Annotated in this window: 9 protein-coding genes and 2 pseudogenes; 1 reads left to right on the plus strand and 10 read right to left on the minus strand. The window is 40.9% G+C overall.

Annotation, left to right across the window (positions count from 1 at the left end):
• Positions 1-125: 125 nt before the first annotated feature.
• From ACNURT_RS13925 to pbpC, 5 genes are all read right to left on the minus strand, one after another.
• The gene (locus tag ACNURT_RS13925) at positions 126-1,100 is read right to left on the minus strand and encodes a polyprenyl synthetase family protein (protein ID WP_419698184.1); all 975 of its coding nucleotides are present in this window, start codon (positions 1,098-1,100) and stop codon (positions 126-128) included.
• A gap of 106 nt (positions 1,101-1,206) precedes the next feature.
• A complete protein-coding gene (gene rnr, locus ACNURT_RS13930; RefSeq protein ID WP_370995661.1) occupies positions 1,207-3,342 on the minus strand; it encodes a ribonuclease R in 2,136 nt (711 codons plus the stop codon).
• 142 nt (positions 3,343-3,484) lie between these two features.
• On the minus strand, positions 3,485-5,197 hold the full coding sequence (locus ACNURT_RS13935; RefSeq protein WP_419698185.1) for an ABC transporter ATP-binding protein: 1,713 nt from the start codon (positions 5,195-5,197) through the stop codon (positions 3,485-3,487).
• Positions 5,198-5,908 (minus strand): 3'-5' exonuclease, encoded by a 711-nt coding sequence (locus ACNURT_RS13940; protein WP_370995659.1) that lies wholly within the window; start codon positions 5,906-5,908, stop codon positions 5,198-5,200.
• 168 nt (positions 5,909-6,076) lie between these two features.
• On the minus strand, positions 6,077-8,368 hold the full coding sequence (gene pbpC, locus ACNURT_RS13945; RefSeq protein WP_419698186.1) for a penicillin-binding protein 1C: 2,292 nt from the start codon (positions 8,366-8,368) through the stop codon (positions 6,077-6,079).
• A 186-nt stretch (positions 8,369-8,554) separates the two neighbouring features.
• On the opposite strand from pbpC, the gene ACNURT_RS13950 reads away from it, so the two are divergent.
• Complete coding sequence (locus ACNURT_RS13950) at positions 8,555-9,280, plus strand: glycosyltransferase family 2 protein (protein ID WP_419698187.1); 726 nt, start codon at positions 8,555-8,557, stop codon at positions 9,278-9,280.
• Here the strand turns inward: ACNURT_RS13950 and ACNURT_RS13955 are convergent.
• The 5 genes and pseudogenes from ACNURT_RS13955 to ACNURT_RS13975 all read right to left on the minus strand — a co-directional run bounded on the left by ACNURT_RS13955 (position 9,251) and on the right by ACNURT_RS13975 (position 20,438).
• Entirely contained in the window at positions 9,251-10,024 is a 774-nt protein-coding gene (locus ACNURT_RS13955) for a 4'-phosphopantetheinyl transferase family protein (RefSeq protein WP_419698188.1), read from the minus strand. The two genes, ACNURT_RS13950 and ACNURT_RS13955, sit on opposite strands and share 30 nt — an antisense overlap.
• 2 nt (positions 10,025-10,026) lie before the next feature.
• Positions 10,027-10,278, minus strand: a complete 252-nt coding sequence (locus ACNURT_RS13960; RefSeq protein ID WP_419698189.1) for a hypothetical protein — start codon at positions 10,276-10,278, stop codon at positions 10,027-10,029.
• 9 nt (positions 10,279-10,287) lie between these two features.
• Positions 10,288-10,470 (minus strand): annotated as a pseudogene (locus ACNURT_RS13965) (hypothetical protein); the annotation flags it as partial.
• 643 nt (positions 10,471-11,113) lie between these two features.
• Positions 11,114-13,819: pseudogene (locus ACNURT_RS13970) on the minus strand (non-ribosomal peptide synthetase); the annotation flags it as partial.
• Position 13,820: 1 nt separating this feature from the next.
• Entirely contained in the window at positions 13,821-20,438 is a 6,618-nt protein-coding gene (locus ACNURT_RS13975) for an amino acid adenylation domain-containing protein (RefSeq protein ID WP_419698190.1), read from the minus strand.
• Between the last annotated feature and the right edge of the window lie 12 nt (positions 20,439-20,450).

The following is a 20,450-nucleotide window of genomic DNA, read 5'->3' on the forward strand; positions in this document are numbered from 1 at the left end:
TGAATTTCCTGTGATCCTGAACTTGTTTCAGGATCACATAGAACAAGTTAACCCGATTGCTGTTCACCTTATTGATGGGGTGCCGAAATAAATTCGGTATGACTCAAAGTGGTGATCAAATTAAATTAAAACTCCCTTACCAATAAGCTATCGGCAAACTGGCGCAGGTATTGGCGACGCTCTTCAGGCAGGTTAATGTTATCCAGGGCCTTAAATGCCTTGTCGGCATAAGTGTGCATGGCTTCTTCGGCGTATTTTCTTATCTGTAGCTCATTGTAGATACCAGTAACGGCGGTTACTTTCTCTGGCACATCAAACAGTTGCATGGTGAGCCAGTTGTTCAGCTCCTGAGCCCGGTGATCTTTGGCCAGTTCAAGAGCTTTGATAAGCAGGTACGTTTTTTTATTGGAGATAATATCGCCGCCCACCTGTTTCCCAAATTTATCGGGATCACCATACACATCCAGTATATCATCCTGCAGTTGGAATGCAATACCCAGATTCACTCCAAAATCATATAGTAATTGTGCATCTGCCAGTTTTGCACCCCCTATAATGGCACCTATTTTAAGTGTGCCACCTAATAATACAGCGGTTTTAAGGCGTATCATATTCAGGTATTCATCAATAATCACATTGCCGCGCTGTTCAAAGCTCATATCAATCTGCTGGCCCTCGCATACACCGGTGGCGGTTTCATTAAAAACATCCATTACCTGGCGTAAAATAGCATCAGGAACCCGCATTATCAGCTTGTTCGACTCCACCATCATGGCATCCCCTGAAAGTATGGCTACATTGGCATTCCATTTTTCATGTACTGTTACCTGGCCGCGGCGTAGAGGAGCGTTATCCATGATGTCATCATGCATCAGCGTGAAGTTATGGAAAACCTCTATAGCAAGCGCCGGTTGTACTGCACTCTCCACATCGCCATCAAAAAGATCGCAGGCCATGAGTAAAAGTGCTGGTCTGAGGCGTTTACCGCCAAGAGCCAGTATATAACTTATAGGTTCATATAAGTCGGCAGGTTGCTGGGGGAAGGCGAGTTTATCAATAGCCTCGCTTATCAACACCTGCAGATCTGTAAGTTGCTTCATTCTTTATTTGGTTCACAGGTTCATTAGTTCATTAGCCAACTGTATTTTATAGTGGATAGATATTGAACAAACCACCAATGAACCAGTTAACTAACGAACGGATGAACTAATCTTGTACTAATGAAAAGTCAATTTGTTTTTTGGTAAGGTCAACATTCTTCACCCTGATCTGTACCTCATCTCCCAGTTGGTAGATCTTCTTTTTACGCTGACCGATAATGGCGTAGTTTTTCTCATCCAGCGTATAAAAATCATCAGATATATCGCGTAAGCGGATCATACCCTCGCACTTATTCTCGATGATCTCTACATACATACCCCATTCCGTAACACCCGATATGATACCGGTAAACATATTGCCAACCTGATCTTTCAAATATTCTGCCTGTTTGTATTTTATGGAGGCGCGTTCCGCATCGGCAGCTTTTTTCTCCATTTGCGAACTGTGGGAACATAGCTTTTCATAATGCTCGGCATTGGCCGATTGACCGCCGTGCAAATAATGAAACAAAAGCCGGTGCACCATCACGTCAGGGTAGCGGCGGATAGGCGAGGTGAAATGCGTATAATGATCAAAGGCCAGTCCGTAATGACTGCTGGTTTTGGTGGTATAAATAGCCTTAGCCATTGACCTGATGGCCAATTGGGTAAGCACGTTTTGCTCTTTTTTGCCCTCCACATCTTCCATCAGGAAGTTAAGTGATTTAGCCGTTTCCTTATCTGATTTGGTATTTACCTTGTAACCAAAACGCGCGGCAAACTGCGCAAAATTAGCCAAGGCATCGGGTTTAGGTGAGTCGTGTGCACGGTATACAAAAGTATATTTATGCTTGCCTTTACCCAGTTTGCTTACATATTCGGCTACTTTGCGGTTAGCCAGGAGCATAAAATCTTCGATAAGTTTATGGGCATCTTTACGTTCCTTTACATAAACGCCGGTTGGTTTGCCATGCTCATCCAGCTTAAATTTAATTTCGGTAGCTTCAAAACTGATAGCCCCATTCTTGAATTTGCGCTCACGTAATTTGTAAGCCAATGCGTTGAGTTTTAAAATCTCCTCTACAAAGTCGCCCGCTTTGTTTTCTATTACTTCCTGTACTTCCTCATAGGTGAAACGCCTGTCTGAATAAATGATAGTTTTACCATACCATTCATTAATGATATAGGCATTTTCGTCCAGCTCAAATACAGCCGAAAAGCATAGTTTTTCTTCTTTGGGCCGTAACGAGCATAGCCCGTTTGATAAACGTTCGGGCAGCATGGGTATTACCCGGTCGACCAGGTAAACTGAGGTTGCACGTTCCAGCGCTTCTTTATCTAAGGCAGAATCAGGGGCTATGTAATGGGATACGTCAGCAATGTGAACGCCTACTTCATAATTGCCATTATCCAATTTTTTGAATGACAAAGCATCATCAAAATCCTTGGCATCAAAAGGGTCGATGGTGAATGTAGTGATATTTCTAAAGTCGCGTCGTTTGGATATTTCATGTTCTGAGATAACATCCGAGATCGCTTCTGCTTCATGTTCCACTTCGGCAGGAAAAGAAAGAGGGAAACCATACTCAGCCAATATGGCATTCATTTCCGTATCATTTTCGCCCTGAGCACCCAGCACATGTTTGATGCGGCCTATAGGGTTTTTAGCGTCGGTTGGCCAGTCGGTAATTTCAGCAACCGCTTTTATTCCATTCTTAGCTCCGTTCAGTTCGCTGATGGGGATAAAGATGTCATGCATCATTTTACGATCATCAGGAATAAAAAACGCGAAGCGCTCCGATAGCTTTACGATACCGGTAAACTCCATTTTAGCCCGTTGGATGATCTCAATTACCTCACCCTCTTTACGTTTACCTTTGCTTTTGGCATATACGTATACCTTAACACGGTCGCCATTTAAGGCGTTGCGCAGTTTACGGGGAGCGATGAAAATATCGCTTTCAAATTCATCATCAGTAACAATAAAAGCAGAGCCATCATTGGTAAGATCAACTTTACCTTCAACAAATGTTTTTAACTCCAGCAATTGAAATTTGCCGGGCGAAAGCTCTTTTAATACCGATTTTTTGGCTTCGTCTTTTAATATATCAAATATGATCTCGCGTGCTTCCGGATCACGAACGTTTAGTTTAGCAGAAACTTGTTTATAGTTTAACGGTGTATTACCGTTTTGTTCAAATATGTCAAGCACCATTTGGGTGAGCACCTGAACTATAGAAGAGTTATTTTTCTTTTTAGACATACATAAGTATTTGGTCAAAGATACGGAATTTGGACATTAGGAGATGGGGGGGAAATAAGGATTTAGGGAACAAGGAGCAAGGATCTTTTTCTTTGTTCTTCCTGTCCTTGTTCTTTACTCTAAAAATCTTTACTCAAAAAAATCACCCTTGCGGAATGGATGCTATCAACCGTTTGGTATAATCCTGTTGTGGACGGTAATATATATCGTCTGGGTAACCGGTTTCAACGATCTCGCCTTTGTTCATCACCACCATTCGATCAGATATATGTTTGATAACGGCCAGATCATGCGAAATAAAAATGTAGGTAAGCTTAAATTCTTCCTGAAGCTCACGGATCAGGTTAAGCACCTGTGCCTGTACAGATACATCCAGCGCGGATACCGATTCATCGCAGATAATAAATTTGGGTTGCAGGGCCAGCGCACGGGCTATAACGATACGCTGCCTTTGGCCACCTGAAAACTCATGTGGATAGCGGTTAAAATGTTCGGGCAAGAGATTTACTCGTTGCAGTAACTCCAGCACTCTTTGTTTACGTTTAGTGTCGTTACTATAAAACCGGTGCACTTGTAAAGGTTCCATTAAGGACTGCCCAACGGTTAACCGTGGATTTAAGGAGGAGTAAGGATCCTGAAAAATAATCTGGATATCTCTGCGGATCTCGCGTAAGGCATCTCTTTTTAAACTGCTGAGATCCGTCCCTTCAAAACTTACTGTACCATGAGTAGGCTCAATAAGGCGCAAAATAGTTCGGCCAAGGGTGGTTTTACCACAACCGGATTCACCAACCAGCCCAAGTGTTTCGCCTGGATACACCTCCAGGCTCACATTATTTACCGCCTTTACCACCTGACCAGATGGCCCCAGTAACCCCGGATTGATAGGGAACCAGGTAGAAAGTTTATCAATTTTTAATAAAGGTTGCTGCTGATAGAGTGTTTTTTTACGATCAGCAACCTCTGTTTCGGCATAACTGTATTTTGCGCGGATGCTTTCGATAGTTGTCGATTGGGTATCCGGGGAACCATCAGCATCAAAAAAATCGGCGATGACCGGCAATTTTTTCAAATGCTGATCGGGTGATGGCCTGCAAGCCAGCAAACCCTTGGTATAAGCATGTTGGGGATTGTTAAACAGATCGTTTACGTTAGCTTCTTCCACAATTTGCCCTTTGTACATCACCAAAACCCGATCGGCAATTTCTCTAATCACACCCAGATCATGCGATATAAATATGAGGCTGCGGCAGCGTGTACTTTTAAGATTCAGCAACAGGTCGATAATGGCTTTTTGAACTGTCACATCAAGTGCCGTTGTTGGCTCATCAGCTATCAGTATTTCGGGGTTGCAGGAAAGGGCCATGGCTATCATTACCCTTTGCTTTTGTCCGCCGGATATTTGATGCGGATAGCTGTCAAATATGGCTTCAGGTCGCGGAAGTTGCACTTCATTAAACAGTTCGATGGTTTTCTGTTTAGCTTCTGCATTACTCAACCCCAGGTGTAGTTTTATAGCTTCGGTAAGCTGAAAGCCGCAGGTAAGCACCGGGTTAAGCGAGGTCATGGGTTCCTGGAAGATCATGGCCATACGATTACCCCTGATGTGGCGCATATCAGCTTCTGGTAAGTCAAACAACCGGGTATCGTTTAGTAATACTTCACCGTTAACTACAGTTTGATCGGTATTCAGCAAACGCATCAGTGCCAGCGATGTTACCGATTTTCCCGACCCGGACTCGCCCACAATACCAATAGTTTCACCTTTTTTTAGGCTGAATGAGATGTTTTTTACTGCTTTGAATAAGCCATTGGCTGTTTTAAAACTAACAGAAAGATCGTTTACCTGCAGCATTTATTGACCTATTATGGTAATCAATTCATCTTTTATCAATTCTTCACCACGATAACGCCTCAATAATTGCGCTGTAGCTACTACATCTTTCTGGCAATAAGTACATATGCGGTCAAGCTGGTTCAGGTTCCAATAAACATCGCCAACCATACTGCCATCAATGTCGTCTTTTGGAGTGGGGATATCAAAAATAGCGGTAAGCAGGTTGAGTGAAGTATAGTTTTTATAATCGCCAAATTTCCAAAGCTCCATAGTATCAATATGAACAACTTCCCATGGTTTCTTACCGGCTATTTGTAACTGGGGTGGAAACGGCAGACCATTGATCAGCAATCTGCGGCAGATGTAAGGAAAATCAAATTCTTTACCGTTATGAGCACATAAAACCAGGTTTGGTGATTGACCGAACAATAGCGCTGAAAATTCAGTGAGCAGGTCTTTTTCAGTATGACCGGCAAATGATTTTATTCTTAAGCCGGTATCTTTACCACCGGTAAATATGCCTACTGATATACAAATGATCTTACCAAACTCAGCCCAGATACCCGCACTTTTATAAAAGCTCTCGGCGCTTTCATCTTTGCGTAGGTTTTGACTCTTCAGTTCCCAGAGCTTCTGCAGATGTTCGGGTACCTGATCATGTGAACTGTACTGGGGTACGGTTTCAATATCAATTACCATTAAGTTATGCAGATCGTACAGTTCAAGCATTGCTATTAAAATTGATCTGCCAATATAATAAATGTTTAGGTTTTGATTGGTTTAGCGTTTTAAGTTATAAGATGAGCATTGATTCTTTTGATACTATACGTATTGTATTTAAAGGGGCTAACACACTTATCAGCTTATTTAAGCGGGTATGCTTACTGCTAAAGCACATCATTTACTTAATATCTCAAAACCTATGTTGATGGTATTACCGTTTCCATCAACCAGGGTAAGGATGTGTTTGCCGGGTGGGGGATTCAGTGACATTTGGTGAAAATCCTGTGTTTCGCCAACATACTGGTCATCAAGGTGCCAGAATATTTTCATACCGGGAACGCGATGGGCTGCATTACAGATCATCCGGCCCCTGCTGCCGTCAGCCTCGAGGGGTACATATATTTTAGCGTCATCTTTGGGATAGATAACCTCCATGGCATTACCATTTTCTGCCTGAGCGCACCCAGGTCTGAATGGTGGTAATACATGATATTGATAATCTCTGGCTTTATAGTAGTATTCCATAGAAGGGGGCAGCACAAACCATTTCCTGTTTACTATATTATCCGGCGATTCGCAGTTACCATTCACCTGGTATCGGCCATCAGCAGATAGATGTATGAGTTTGTGATAAGGGCAAACCGGTGCTTTAAGTCCTGCTTTAGGTACCAGCATATCATCGGTATTATCACAATACTGACCAGCCCGGTAACCGCTTTGATGGCATACCTTTATTTTTACCATTTCGCTGGTTGGCATTTCAAACCAATCGCGCGATACGGGTAACAATCTGAAAATCTCGAACAGGGCAGGGGCAGCTGTATTGATACCCGTTAATCCAGGCCGGCCTTCGCCATCTGTATTACCTACCCATACACCAACTACATACCGGGGAGTGATGCCTATTGCCCATCCATCGCGAAAGCCAAAGCTGGTACCGGTTTTCCATGCTACACGCTGGGTAGAGCTGAATTGTTGCCACAGCATTTCTTCGCCAGGCCGCATCACTTCTTCCATTGCCTGAAAAGTATAATATATAGACGCCGCATCCAACAAACCGTTTTTTTCCAAATTGGGTTTTATAACTTTCTCAGGCAGACTATAAACAGGGCTGTGGTAATCAGCTGGATTATATTGACCATGGTATCTGTTGTAATGGTTGAGCACACGGGCCATATCCGCATAAGCCCCGCTCAATTCCCACAGGGTATTTTCACCACCGCCCAGTATCAGCGACAAGCCATAATGATCGGCCGGTTTGGTTAAGGTAGTAATACCTGATTTTTGCAAAAAATCATAAAAACGTTCGTATTTAAATTGCTGCAGCATTTTTACAGCAGGAACATTTAACGACCGGGATAACGCGCGCGATGCCGGTACAGCGCCATCATATCCCAGGTCAAAATTTTCCGGGTGATAACCCGCTATCAGTGTAGGTACATCAGGTAGCAGGCTATTGGGTAATATTAAGCCACTGTGTAGCATCGAGGCATATAACAGGGGTTTCAGTGTGCTGCCGGGGCTGCGCGGGGCGTCAATTACATCTACGTCACTTTCCATCTGTGGATCTTCGCGGTGTGCTATATTACCGGCATAAGCCAGTGTGGCTCCTGTTTCTACATCTAAAACAATTGCTGCTATGTTGTTAATATCATTGGCTTTTAGAAGCTGATGGTGCTGTTCCAGAATATCATTAACCTGCTGTTGCAACGCCGAATTTATACTCGTTTGTAACCGTGTATCACCATCGGGATGATGTTGATGGTCGTTTTTAAAACGTTGAAGCAGGTGCGGAGCTTGTTGCGGTAAGGGCACCGGGCGATCAGGCACGGGTTCAAGTTCTGCCAAAGCTTTGGTAGTGCTATCAATAATGCCTTCCTTATAGAGACGCTGAAGTAGTAAATTTCGCTTCCTGAGCAATATAAGCCTGTTTCTGCCGGGATGCACCAATGATGGGGAGTTTGGCAGAACGGCCATCGCTGCCATTTCTCCCCATGATAATTTATCAGGTCCCCGCCCATAGTATCGCCATGAGGCGGCATCCAAGCCTATTACATTGGTACCAAATGGAGCATTGCTGGTATATAGCGCCAATACTTCATTTTTACTTTGGGTAAGCTCCAATCGCAAGGCCATAAATATTTCTAAAAGTTTATTCCAGATATTACGCTTATGCCGGGTTGCCAGTCTGATAACCTGCATGGTTATGGTGCTGCCGCCACTGGTAACTTTTTTTGATAAGATATTTTGTTTTAAAGCTCGTCCAAAGGCTAAAGGGTCAAATCCAGGGTGATGTTCAAAGCGTTTATCTTCAAAAGCTATAATACATTGCTTAAATTTATAGGGCACGCTGTCGTTATAGGGAAAGCGCCATTGACCATCGCCGGCAATAGACGCAGCTAATAATTGCCCGTTACTATCATCAATAACATACGATGTAGGACTTTTAAATAGTGGATCTGGCAAACAAAACCAAAACAACAGGGTTAAAACAGTCAGAAATATGAGTATTAATATTACTTTTGGTTTTTTTAAGTAAATTTTGACTCGTTTTAGTACGGCTTGCATTAAAAATATTTTCAATAAAGATATAATAAGCTTATACCGAAGTATAAATATATAACAAAGCAAAGTTTGATCACAAAAACAATAATGACCATACAAAAACTATCAATTATCATCCCCGCTTATAACGAAGGTAACACGATACATTTGATTTTGGATAAAATTAAAGAGGTAAACCTTGTAAATGATATTCAGAAAGAGATCATTATTGTGAATGATTGTTCAAAGGATAATACCGAGCTGGCCATAGCTACCTATCAGCAAACAAATCCCGACCTTGATATACAATACTTTAAGCATGAAGTAAACAAAGGTAAAGGAGCCGCATTGCATACAGGGATCTCAAAAGCAACGGGCGATTATCTCATTATTCAGGATGCTGACCTTGAATATGATCCGGCGGAGTATAATGATTTGTTAAAACCTGTAGTTTCTGGTTTTGCTGATGTGGTTTATGGTTCGAGGTTTATGGGCAGTAACCCGCACCGGATATTATTCTTTTGGCATACAATTGGGAACAGATGGCTTACGTTTGCTTCTAACATGTTTTCCAACTTAAACCTTACTGATATGGAAACCTGTTATAAGTTGTTTAACACGCAAATGATACAAGGTATTCCGCTTACCGAAAAACGTTTTGGTTTTGAGCCGGAGGTAACCATCAAAATTTCCCGTATTCCCAAGATCCGGATCTATGAAGTGGGTATATCTTATTATGGTCGTACCTATGAGGAAGGTAAAAAGATAGGCTGGAAAGATGGAGTAAGGGCTATTTTTTGTATATTAAAATACGGATTGTTTAAAGCCCGGTAAATAGTTTTCAAAGTTAACATCCCAATACATCGTATGCCCGGCTGTTATTTCGGTGGCCAGGCTGGCCAGATTATTTTCGTCGGTTTTAAAGCTGTTCATTTTCCAATTGCCGCATGAGGCCAGTATGCCCCCATCCAATTCATGATCACCATTTAAGCTCGGGATGTGTTTCAGGTTGTTGTCTAAACCAATGGCGGTTGCTTTGGTTAAGGCTTCCTTACGTGTCCAGAGTAAAAAAAAGCTGTTAATTGAGCCCTGGTGGGCTATATAATTAATCTCATCTTTACTAAAATAATCAGCAAGGATCTCTTTATAACTAAAAGAAGAATCTATCTCTTCCGTATCAATACCAACCTCTGTGTTTGATATGGCAATTAAAACCCAATCACCGGCATGAGATACATTATACTTTAAATCTTGTTGATGTATATAAGGTTTCTTGTTAGCGCTGACAATGAATTTAATGGTGGTGGCTGGTTGATTGGTATATTTACTTAGCAAGCAGCGCAATGCACCACGACTCACTACAAACCGGAGCTTGTCTTTTTTTTGTACATAACGATTGGCCCTTATTATTTCATCCGGTAACAATACTTTAAAAAAATCATCGATAAATGCCAGGTTTGAACTGATCCTGATGCGCCAGACATCAACCTGGCCATCCCTTAATTTATAATCACAATCCGCTCCGTTTTGCCAATTAATGTCATCGTCGTATTTGATATGAACTTTAATTAAACACATAACTACAGTTGTTTAGGTTCGGCTTTGTTTAGGCAGTTTTGTAATATGCTTGCAAATATTTTATCATTAGGCGCTTTAAAAATGGTATTATGTCCACCTGGTATTTTATGTATGTTAACTCCTTTTAAGGCATACGGCTTCCAACCAAGGTATTCAAAATCATCCAAATAAAAAGTACGATCCTCCGCTCTGAATAATTCAATTGAAATATTCCGGGCCTCTAATTTATAATGTTTTTCGGCAAGTATGTTCATTTCATCTATTTAGAAAAAAAAAAAAAAAAAAAAAAAAAAAAAAAAAAAAAAAAAAAAAAAAAAAAAAAAAAAAAAAAAAAAAAAAAAAAAAAAAAAAAAAAAAAAAAAAAAAAAAAAAAAAAAAAAATTTTTTTTTTTTTTTTTTTTTTTTTTTTTTTTTTTTTTTTTTTTTTTTTTTTTTTTTTTTTTTTTTTTTTTTTTTTTTTTTTTTTTTTTTTTTTTTTTTTTTTTTTTTTTTTTTTTTTTTTTTTTTTTTTTTTTTTTTTTTTTTTAAAAAAAAAAAAAAAAAAAAAAAAAAAAAAAAAAAAAAAAAAAAAAAAAAAAAAAAAAAAAAAAAAAAAAAAAAAAAAAAAAAAAAAAAAAAAAAAAAAAAAAAAAAAAAAAAAAAAAAAAAAAAAAAAAAAAAAAAAAAAAAAAAAAAAAAAAAAAAAAAAAAAAAAAAAAAAAAAAAAAAAAAAATTTTTTTTTTTTTTTTTTTTTTTTTTTTTTTTTTTTTTTTTTTTTTTTTTTTTTTTTTTTTTTTTTTTTTTTTTTTTTTTTTTTTCTTCTTCTTCTTCTTCTTCTTCTTCTTCTTCTTCTTCTTCTTCTTCTTCTTCTTCTTCTTCTTCTTCTTCTTCTTCTTCTTCTTCTTCTTCTTCTTCTTCTTCTTCTTCTTCTTCTTCTTCTTCTTAATTTTTTTTTTTTTTTTTTTTTTTTTTTTTTTTTTTTTTTTTTTTTTTTTTTTTTTTTTTTTTTTTTTTTTTTCAGACCCGGCCTTGTAATTGTCTTCAATAACTACATAAGCCACCAGCTTATCGATCCCATTTTTATCGGGCTGGGCCAAAACTATGGCTTCTTTGATGTTATATTGATTAACCAGGTGATATTCAATCTCACCCGTCTCGATGCGATAACCCCGTATTTTTATCTGCGAATCAATCCGGCCAAGGCATTCTATTTCTCCATTTTCAAGGAATTTACCCAGATCACCGGTTCGGTACATTTTACTGCCAGCGATTTTGGAAAAAGGATCGGCAATGAACTTTTCGGCGGTTAACGCTGGTTGATTTAAATAACCTTTGGCCACACCATCTCCACTAATGTATATTTCGCCGGCCGTTCCGGCGGGTAATGGATTCAGATACTTATCTAAAATATAAATGGCTGTATTATCAATAGGCCGGCCAATGGTGATAATGCCGTCATCAGCCTTAATTTGTTTTACGGTTGACCATATAGTGGTTTCGGTAGGTCCATAAACGTTCCATAAGCTTTCTGCCCTTGCGGTTATTTTTTCAGCCAGTTCTTTCGGCAATGCCTCGCCACCGCAAATAACTTTAAATGGGGTTGAACTATCCCAGCCGCCTTCGAGCATAATACGCCAGGTATATGGCGTAGCTTGCATGATGGTAATACCTTCTTTCCTGATCATATTCAGTAAAGTCCGTCCGTCTTTGGCTTCTGCGCTATCGGCAATGATCACCTGTGCACCGCTGATGAGTGGTAAAAATAACTCCAGACCCGAAATATCAAAGCTTACCGTGGTTACTGCCAGTAGTTTATCTGCAGCAGTAATGCCTGGTGCTTTTTGCATGCTACACAAAAAATTAACCAGGTTATGATGGGCAATCTGTACGCCCTTGGGTAACCCTGTTGAGCCGGAGGTATATAATATATAAACCAGGTCTTCACCATTTACTTCCACATCGACATCGCTTACCGGGTATTGATGAAGCAAAGGCCATATATTATCAACCAGTAGTTCTTTTGCGGATGATTGGTATCGTTCTTTATAATCTTTAGAGGTAATAAGCAACACAGCATCAGAGTCGGTCAGCATGTGGTTAATGCGGTTTAAAGGAAACTGCGGATCTACCGGAACGTATACGGCGCCGATTTTCATGATACCCAGCATAACCACAACCAATTGTGCCGAACGATCAAGCACAAATGCTACTTTATCTCCTTTTTTAACTCCTTCATTGATCAGTAATGCCGCCAGTTGGTTGGCCCTTTCATTCAACTGTTTATAGGTAAGCGACTGCTCTGCGAACTTTATAGCTATTTGATCAACAGATTCTTGTGAACGTTGGCTAATCAAATCGTGAAGGCCTTTATCTTTTGGATAAACAGCAAACGTATTATTCCAGCTATTTAACTGGTTAATGAGTTTCTGCGAATTTTTAAAAGGAATATCGGCAATGAGTATATCGGGATTGTTTACCAGTTGCTCTAGTAAAAATTCAAAATCATCCATCATATTAGCGATGGTTGATGATTTGAATAACTGCGTATTATATGACCACTCTAAGGTAAGCGATTCATCCCGCCCGGAAATATTGACAAATAGCTCGAAGCTTTCGTATTCTCGCGGATTGCTTATCAAATGATGCTGTAAGCCATCAAAGTTTACATCATCATCGAGCCCCATGTCAATGTTAAACATTGCCGGTACCAGGGGTATCCGGGAAGCATCACGCGCAATATTCAAGTTTTTGAGCAGGCTGCCAAATGTATATTGCTGATGCTCATAGGCATCTAAAATAGCTGACGTACGTTGTTTTAAATAACTTTTAAATGAAAGTTCACCTTTCGGGAAGCTTCTTAACGCAAGCAGATTAACACAATGACCAACTAAACCATAATTGCCGGTAGCCGACTGCCCTGCGGCAGGCAAACCTAAAATGATCTCATCCTGTCCGGTTAAACGTTGCAGAAAAATTTCAAATGCTGCCAACAAGGTGGTTACAAAGCTGCTGCCATGATTTTTAGCCAGTTTTTTGAGCGATGAGGCTAATTCACTATTTAGGCTAAAATCATCCCGGTGACTTTTATAGGTACGTAGAGTAGGGCGTGGCAGATCGGTAGGGATATTTAGTATATGACTGCTGTCTTTAAATTGATTCAGCCAATAAGCTTCAGTGCTTCTATATTCAGGAGTTTGCTCAAATGCTAATTGATCTGCCGAGTAGTTACTAAAAAGAGGTGCCGGCGGTAATTGCGGATATTCATTGTTGATAAAGGCATTATAAAGTTTACCAAGATCCTGCATCAGGATACCTATAGACCATCCGTCACAAATGATGTGATGGGCGATGAAGGTTAAAAGATATTTGTCGCTGGTTAACTTGATCAGTGTTGTTTTAAACAGTGGGCCGGTTACCAGATTAAATGGCGTTAATGCGTTTTGCTGATTTTGATCCTCAATAAAAAGCTGTTGTTTTTGGGCTGACCAGTCAGATACATCCTGGTAATCAATCTCAAAGGGTAACTCCTTATAAATGCAGATGTATTTACCATCAGCGCTAAAGCAAGAGCGGAGCGCTTCATGCCGGTTGATGAGTTCCTGAAGCGCCTGGAGCATGGCATCCCGATTAAGTGTACCTGAAAATAATAACGAAAACGATTCATTATAAGCACAGTTAGCCGCATCGCCACCAATAAGGCATGATGTCCAGATCTCCAGCTGTGATTCCGTTGAATGGGCTAAACTCAGTAACTTAGGCCCGGCAAAGGGATCAAATTCAACGGGAATAGTATCGTATGTATAGATATTGTCCAAATCAGTTGTTGCTAACTTTTACCTGTAAATACTTTCCCGGATTTTCTTCGTCATTGATAAACCAGCCCGGATTTCCATCTTTATCCCGACCAAGTTTTGCACCTGGAACAGGAGAGGTTGTTGGCAATCCATTTTGTGCAATACTGGTTTGCTGAAGTTTTTCTGAGGGCATAAACCCTGCTTTTATCAATTCTACAACGCTTTCGCCAAATTTATTGATGATCTGATCTACCTCTTCATCAGTATGGGCCGTAGTTAAAAAACAAGGGAAAAGATCCCAGATATGGATGCCTTTTAATCTCATCAGGGTAAATAACAACTCACCATAAGCCAGTTCATATTTGAATTTTATTTTCCACAACGAACCAAAATAAGGTACATATAATGGAATGGCATACTGCTCGCAAATGGCATTTAAAGCATCGGCCAATCGTTTGGTACGAGTATTAAGACCCTCTTGAAGTGCCGGACCTTGTTCCTTCATGTGCAATAATGAAGCCCTGCCTGCTGCCAATGCCAAAGGGTGGCGAACGAATGTACCAGCAAAGTAAGTAACACCAGCTTCTGGGGTAGAGTCATCCCCATATTGCCAGTTTCCGCCATCTAAAGCATCCATATACTTGCTGATACCCGCTATTGCGCCGATGGGCATGCCGCCACCAATTACTTTTCCGTAAGTACCCAGATCGGCCTTGATTCCAAACAAAGCCTGTGCACCACCCGGATGCATCCGGAAACCGGTTATCGCTTCGTCAAATATTAAAACAGTTTCTGATTGATGCGTTATCTCCCGTACTTTTTTTAAGAAAGCAATGGGCTGAAATTCCGGTCTCCGGCTTTGGACAGGTTCTACCAGTACCGCTGCCAATTCGTGTGCCCGTTCGGCTATTATTTTTAAAGATTCTTCTGTGCCATAATCCAGTATCAGCATATTTTGTACTACTTCGGGCATAATGCCTGGTGCAGCCGGCACTGTTTTTAGTTTTTTGGTTCCACGGACAATCACTTCATCGTTAATACCATGATAAGACCCGCTAAAAGCTACAATTAGCGACCGCCCAGTAACGGTACGGGCTATACGCATAGCACCCAGAACAGCCTCGGAACCCGTATTACAAAGTGCTGCACGGTCAAAATTGGTAAATTCAGTGATCAGTTTGCAAACTTCGCCGGCAAGTTCATGCTGCGGACCTATTTCATAGCCTTTTTCAACCTGTTCCAGAACCGCTTTCTTCAGGTAATCTGTTTGATAACCTAAAAAGTTTGACCCAAAGCCATTCAAAGCGTCGATGTATTCATTACCATCAATGTCCCATACATGGCTGCCTTTGGAGCGATTAACCACCAAAGGGTATACAATTTCTTTAGTTAAAGGCCTGAAACCACTAACAACTCTCGGGTCGGCCATATATGTGCGGTCTTTTTGTGTTTGCGCTTTGCTGGCTTTGGTTTTAGCATTGTACTGTATAGTTAGATCTCTTAAAAATGCCGTTTGTTTATCATCCAATCCCAGCGTTTGCTTTTCAATGCGGGCGGTGGCACCAAAAGGTTTTTTTAGCTCTATCTGTTCTTCCGGTGTAAGCTCGTACGTCACCTGCTGCGGTTTTGCAGGAGTTATGGCAGGTGTATTATGGTTTTGAATAGCCGTCGATGGCTGAATACTACCACCATTTTGTATCAGTGCCAGCTGATTAGTAAGTAACTGTAATTGCTGTGATATTAAACCGATGATCAGATCATTACTTCCTGTGCCGTTATTTACGGGCAAAGGAGTAAATGTTTGTTGTTGCGATGCTGCTACGGGCGCAACAACTTCTGATTGTAATACCTCAGCAGGCAGGTTTGCATCAAGGTAAGATGCCAACAGGTTTAAACTATTATACTCTTCAAATAACTTTCTGAAAGTGATTGGTATATTAAATGTCTTTTTAAGGTTCGTAGCAATCTGCGTCAGCGAAAGAGAATCGAATCCAAGTTCAATAAAACTCAAACCCGTATTGGCCGTATCAATTTCGATGCCTGCCGCATCTTCAAATATTTCTTTTAGTTGATGAATTAAAATATCTTTTCTCATCGGTGTAGTTTGCGTGATAGTGTTTTCTGTTTGTTGTACTAAGACATTGGCTGCTGTTTCAACCTTATTGATAGCGATAGCCGGTTCGAGCCAATATTGTTTATGGTCAAACGCGTACGTTGGCAAGTCGATCTTTTTTCTATTCTGGCCTTGATAAATTGCATCCCAGTTGAGTTCTAATCCGTTTAACCAAAGCTGTCCCTGAGCCTTAAGCAGGGAATACTCTTCACTTAGGGTCTCCGTTTTTTCAAATCCGGCTATGGCAGTGACATTCCTGCCGGCAGTATGCTGGCGCGTTAATGCAGCCAATATATTTCCCGGCCCAACTTCCAGGAAAAGTCTGTTTTCATCCTCCAGCAAGGTATCCAAGCCGTCGGCAAAGCGAACAGTTTTACGTAGATGTTGTGCCCAATAATTGGGGTCGGTGGCTTCTGCAGCGCTCATCCAATAACCGGTTACAGTTGATACTATGGGTTTTACAGGAGCGTTTAATTTTATTGATCTTACTACTGCTTCAAACGGGGCAATAACTTCATCCATCATAGATGAATGGAAGGCATGGCTGGTTACCAGCAAGCGGCTTGGAATACCTTTTACAGATAAATTATCGGCAAATTTATTGATCAGTTTATCCGGGCCTGCTGCCACGCATAATTTACGGCTGTTAATGGCAGCTATGGATAAGCCTTCGGGCAACAGTTCGTTAAGTTGATCAACTGTTAATCTTACAGATAACATGCTGCCTTTCAACACGTCATTTACTAACCTCGCCCTTTCAGATATCATGGTCAAAGCATCCTTAAGGCTAAAGATCCCTGCTAAATGCGCCGCTACAAATTCACCAATACTATGGCCAATTAAAACCTCGGGTTGTATACCCCAGCTCATCCATAATTTGGCCATGGCATATTCCAGGATAAATATGGCTGGCTGGGCGTTTAGTGTTTGTTTTATTTTTTCGAGCGATTGACTACCAGGCGTTTCAGGATACATAACCTGTAACAGGTTTTCATGTATCGTTCCTTGTAGCAAGGTTATGCATTCATTAACCGCGTTAGCAAAAACAGGCTCGTTCTGATAAAGATCCATACCCATTTCAGCATACTGCGAGCCTTGTCCCGGAAACATAAACACAATGCCACTTATCCCTGCTTTTAGGTTTTTGTAAGCCGAAGGATCAACTTGCAGCGTGTCCAGTTTAGCCAGTAATTCATCATTATCAGCCACGACCATAAACCTGCGGAAATTAAACCCGGCTCTTGTGGTTTGCAGTGTATAGGCAACATCGTTCAAATCGATATTTGCCTGCTGTGAAATATACTTGCTTATCCTTTGAGCATAATTATTAAGACTATTCTCCGTTTTTGCCGACCAACAGAATAGTTTCCATGGTTTTTCTTTGCCTTTAGGTGCTGTCCTGGATTCGAATTCTTCTATGACCACATGAACATTGGTTCCGCCTACCCCGAATGAACTTACACCTGCGCGCCTGATGGCGTTACTATTCCAGGGTTTTAGCTTCGCATTTACATAGAAAGGGGTATCTTCAATATCAATATTAGGGTTAATGTGCTGATAAAACAGGGAAGGAGGGATTTGCTTATTACGAAGAGATAATACCGTTTTAATAAGACCGGCTACACCAGAAGCCGCGGTAAGATGCCCCATATTGCTTTTTACGGAACCAATAGCGCAAAATTGCTTTTTATCCTGTTCGCCAAAAGCAAGATTTAAACCTTGCATTTCAATGGGATCACCCAGGGGAGTGGCAGTTCCGTGAGCTTCGATATAACCGATGGAAGAAGCTTCAACTCCAGCATCATCAATAGCTGTGGCAATAGCCCCAGCTTGTCCTTGTGCGCTTGGGCCACTGAAACTACTTTTTACAGCGCCATCATTATTAACGCCAACGCCTTTTATAACACCATAGATAGTATCACCGTCATGCAGCGCATCTTCGAGATTTTTTAAAAGAACAACACCTGCGCCATCACTGAAAACCGTACCAGTTGCTGATGAGTCAAACGGACGGCAATGACCATCGCTGCTCATGATCGATCCTTCTTCATAAAGATGCCCGCTTTTTATAGGCGATGTGATGGATGCCGCACCGGCAATAGCTACATCACATTGTCCGTCACGTATACTGTTTACCGCTTGTACCACTGCTAATAAGGATGTAGAACAAGCTGCGTAGACCGCTACTGCCGGACCTTGTAAGTTTAACTGATATGCGGTACGAGTGGCTATATAATCTTTTTCGTTCAGCAACCTTACCTGGAAACGCCCGGTCTTTTCTACTATGTCGGGATTGGTTAAAACATTATTATCATAATAGGTATTATACCCGCATCCTGCAAAAACGCCAATCGTTCCAATGTATCTTTCCGGTAGATGCCCGGTTTTTTCCAACACTTCCCAGGCTATCTCTAAAAATACGCGATGTTGGGGATCCATCAACTCAGCCGACCGGGGATTGAAACCAAAAAATTCGGCGTCAAATTTGTCAGCTCCATCAATAATGCCACGGGCTTTTACATAGGCAGGGTTGGTTTTTACAGCAGATGGAATATGTTTATCTATTTCATCAACACTAAAAAAACTGGTTGTTTCGCGACCTTCGGCTAATAACTCCCAAAATTCATCAATCGTATTAGCCCCAGGAAACCTGCCAGCCATACCTATGATCGCTACATCCCGGTTGGTATTGTTATCCTTATCTTTCTTACGTATTGAAAGAGGTTTTGTCTTATTTGTACCATTTAGTAAATCCGCTAAACCAGCCACAGTGGGGTATTGGTAAAGCTTGGTTACAGCAATGGCGTAATTATACTGTTGTTTTAATTCTGCAATTGTTTTTAAGGCCAGTAAGGAATTACCGCCAAGCTCAAAAAAATTATCATCTGCACCAATTCTGTCCAGTTGCAATAAGCTTGTCCAAACAGAAGTAATATTTCTCTCGATTGCCGTAGCTGGTGATCTGTACAATGTGGAAAGCTCCGGTCTTTGCAGGTTAGCTTTTGGCAATGCCTTCCGATCTACTTTACCACTGGTGGTTTTGGGTAACTCATTTAGCCAAACATAAGCCGAAGGAAGCATAAAATCCGGTAGATGCTTCTCCAAATGCTGGCGCACTTTATTTGTACTTTGCAACTCATCAGAAGCCACCAGATAAGCCAGAAGGCGTTTTTGCCCTGCGGTATCTTCACCAGCTATAACTACCGCCTGTCTGATGTTTTCAAGCTGGTTTAGCAATACTTCTATCTCGCCTAATTCTACGCGGTTTCCCCTGATCTTTACCTGGGTGTCTTTTCTTCCTAAGTATTCAATAGTGCCATCTGGTAAATAGCGGGCAAGATCCCCGGTACGGTAAATACGGGTTATTTTGTCTGTCGATTTTTGCCAGCTGATGAACTTTTCGGTTGTTAGTTCAGGGTTATTTAAATAGCCTTCCGCCAAACTGATACCGGCAACGCAAAGTTCGCCGGTTTCCCCGTCAGGTAGCCTGGTAAAATTTTCATCAAGTATAAGGATGTCTGTATGGTTGATAGGGGTTCCAATGGTTGGCAAAAATGGCCATAGCGAAGCATCACCATTTAACTTTAGTTGTGTTACCACATGAGTCTCTGTAGGGCCATATTGATTATATAATATACAGCCTGGCAGAGCCTTAAAAAAGTTGATGATCTGAGGGGTTATTTTCAATTGTTCGCCAGCAGTCATGATCTCTTGCAAACAAGCCGGGATAAGATTATTGGCAATAGCGGCTTCTGTTAAATACTGAAGAACTACAAAAGGTAAAAAGATCCGGTTTACAGAATGTGTTTCAATATACTGTAGTAATTGAACCGGATCTATCCTCAGGTCGTCATTTACAAGTACCAGCGTACCGCCGGTGGTTAATGTGGCGAAGATCTCCTGAAAGGATACATCGAAAGTAAGCGGAGCAAATTGCAGGGTACGTGAATCTGACGCGGATGTAGAATTATCTTTTTGCCACAGTAAAAGATTTACCAAAGCTGCGTGTCCCATTAACACGCCTTTTGGTTTGCCTGTCGACCCGGAAGTATACAACACATAAGCTCCGGCAGGATTTGCTATAGGCGGTGATGAATCAACTTCAGGGTAAGTTTTATCGCTTAACAGTATACTAATGGATAGTTCTTCAAAGAAACGTTCCTGGTTTTTGGTAACTATACAGGTATCGATGCCAGAGTCTGCTATGATTTGCTCAAGTCTGTCTTTTGGATAATCGGGATCAAGAGGTAAATATGCTTTACCGGCTTTAAGTATAGCCAATACACTAATTATCGTTTCAATACAACGATGAGTGCTTACACCAATTATTGCAGAAGCTGAGGTTTGAGCTAAAATTACAGACGCAAGATTATTTGATACCTGATTTAAACGGGCATAGGTAATACTTTCGCCATTATAAACAACAGCGGTGGCATCAGGTGTTTTATTTAGCTGACGCTCAAATAACTCGTTAACCAGAAGTGTATGATCTGTATCCTCTGATGCGTTGCCGTTGTAATTATTCATGAGTTGACAAGG

Origin of the sequence: Mucilaginibacter sp. NFX135 (assembly GCF_048565145.1) — a bacterium.
Classification (GTDB): Bacteria; Bacteroidota; Bacteroidia; order Sphingobacteriales; family Sphingobacteriaceae; genus Mucilaginibacter.